Raw genomic sequence first — 2,333 nt, 5'->3', positions numbered from 1 at the left:
GCTAGGTTGGCTCGTCCTGACGCCTTTGTCTAGCGTCCTGTCATCGCTACCGCGTGACACGACACCACGACCAATTCGCCACGACTTCATCCAGCAAACGTTGGCGGTAATTTTAGAAAAAACCTAACATATTGAGACTATCACAATCCATAATATTAATCATCTTAATTGTTCTATCATCTTGCAGGACTTCTAAGACTGTGACGTCTTATGAAAAAGTAAAAAACGGTAAAGACTTAGATAATGTATCTCTGATTTCATTGAACGACTTTGCTAACCTGTGGTGTTATAACAGAAGAATTCAAAAGATTGACCTCAATACACGTGAAATATATAAAGACAATCAATTCACTTATTTTGGTAACCCAAAGTTAGGTGCAACTAAATTGAAATGGACCTTTTTCAAAGTTTGTACAGATACGCTTGTAGAACGTTTCCCAAATTATGAGGAGTTTTATGGTTCAGAATTATATGACTTTATGTGGTCGGAAGTTATCCCAAAAGAAGATATCGAACTGTGGAATTATAATCGAACAATTCATCAAAATGAATTAAGACCAAATTGCCCAAATAAAAAAAATAGAGCAATACATAAATATACGCTTTCGGACACAAAAGTAATCTTGACAATGACTTGGGAAATCGAATGCGAAGAACTTAAAACTCTAAAAAATAAATTATACAAAGCAAGTTATGACTTAATTTCAAAGCAATTTGAAAAATTATAGAATAAAAAACTACCGCCAACAATGGCTAATAAAGCATAAGTGAGTCGACTGGTTTCGGTTGGTTCATAGCTTCGGCGAGCAGCGCCAAATCGTTGATTTGGCTTTTGATAAGAAAAGATAAAAACAAATACAACGCTTTGGCTCCGTGAAATTTGGAAGTGGGTACGGTTAATATTCACTTACGCTTCATAGCCGTGTCCGTTACGCCCTATTGTAAAACTCAGTGCATAAGAATCATTAACAAATAAAAACAGACGTGAATGAATTCTCAAAAGTCGGACGGACGGAGAAAACCAGCATATAAAATTGAAATTAATACATCAACAGGACAACCAGCAGGACTCGCAAAAACTCGAAAAATAATACAGACTGAATTAGACAAAGAAATCCAGTTTAATAAGCTTTGTTCGAAAATCAAATTAGAGGACTTCAGACAAAAACGTTCTGAAAAACAAAATTTAGATCGTAGAGCAAAACGAATAAAATAGATTTGATATATAAGAGCGAGACCAGCTCAATAAACACGGACTAACTTGTATATTCGGACAATAATTTGATCGAATAATTACAAGGAACCTAAGTGGGAGAATTATGTCTAATTGGGAAATTAAACTAACTTGAAACAAAAAAACAACAGGGCGTAACACGCTGGAATAAAGCATGGCTCGTTCGCCTCGTCCTGACACGGTAGTCTACTGTCTTAGTCCCCCTAGAGGGTGACACGACACCACGACTAACGCGCCACGACTTCATCCAGCAAACGTTAGCGGGCATAATCAAATGAAGAAACTAACATCAATAATATTTGCAATTGTAATATTAAAATCAATTTGTTTAGCTCAAGGAATTGATTCAACCGATTTAGACTTTGGAACAGATTCATTGTATAATCTTCAGTTAGAATTGAAAGCTAAACAAGGAAATAAATCTGACTGTGAATTTGCAATCATAAATGCAAATAAGGATTTTAAGAACAATTCTTTCAGCTTACACTCTCCAGCTTTCTTTGGAGACTGCAGTTATTGTGCTGTATTAAATCAGGACTATAATATAGACTGGTTATTTGAGAATGACTTGTTTTCTAATGAATACTATCGTTGTTACGACTCAATTATGATTATAAACTTGATTCAAAAGCATGGATATGACATATTTGAAGCAACTCGAATAAAAGTTGATAGGCTTGAAAGTACTGATAATTGGATTTCAAATGCTGAATTTATTGGAGGACAAAATGAATTACTAAAGTTTATTACGACTAGACTCTCAATCGACTCTATTGATATGACTTACGGAATAAATACAAAACTTTACATTATCCTTGAAATTGACACGACAGGAAAAGCTATTAATCCAATAATTAAAAAAGGGATTGGAGAAAACACAGACAAAAGAGTCATTGAAATTATAAATGAAATGCCTTATTGGAAACCTGCATATCTGTATGGAAACCCAATAAGACAGCAATATATAATTCCAATAAACATAGATTATCAATAAATTACGACCCGCTAACACGCTGGAAATAAAGCATGGCTCGGTCGGCTCGTCCTGACACTTTAGTCTACCGTCTTAGTCCCCCTATCGGGTGACACGACACCACGA

2 protein-coding genes are annotated in these 2,333 nt (G+C 35.1%); both read left to right on the top strand.

Features of this window, described 5'->3' with window-relative positions:
* Window positions 1-131 precede the first annotated feature (131 nt).
* Window positions 132-728 carry a hypothetical protein gene (locus KEM10_RS23545; RefSeq protein WP_212220763.1) on the top strand — a complete coding sequence of 199 codons (597 nt, stop codon included), beginning with the start codon at window positions 132-134 and terminating at the stop codon, window positions 726-728.
* Between the two features lie 780 nt (window positions 729-1,508).
* Complete coding sequence (locus KEM10_RS23540; protein ID WP_212220760.1) at window positions 1,509-2,228, top strand: energy transducer TonB; 720 nt, start codon at window positions 1,509-1,511, stop codon at window positions 2,226-2,228.
* Window positions 2,229-2,333: the final 105 nt, after the last annotated feature.

Source organism: Carboxylicivirga linearis (genome assembly GCF_018271995.1).
Taxonomy (GTDB): domain Bacteria; phylum Bacteroidota; class Bacteroidia; order Bacteroidales; family Marinilabiliaceae; genus Carboxylicivirga; species Carboxylicivirga linearis.
The sequence above is the reverse complement of the archived record's forward strand: the minus strand, read 5'-3'. Positions and strand labels throughout refer to the sequence as shown.

Coding starts and splice junctions, on each gene's coding strand:
- KEM10_RS23540 (WP_212220760.1), top strand. CDS start 1,509: ATGAAGAAACTAACATCAATAATATTTGCAATTGTAATATTAAAATCA.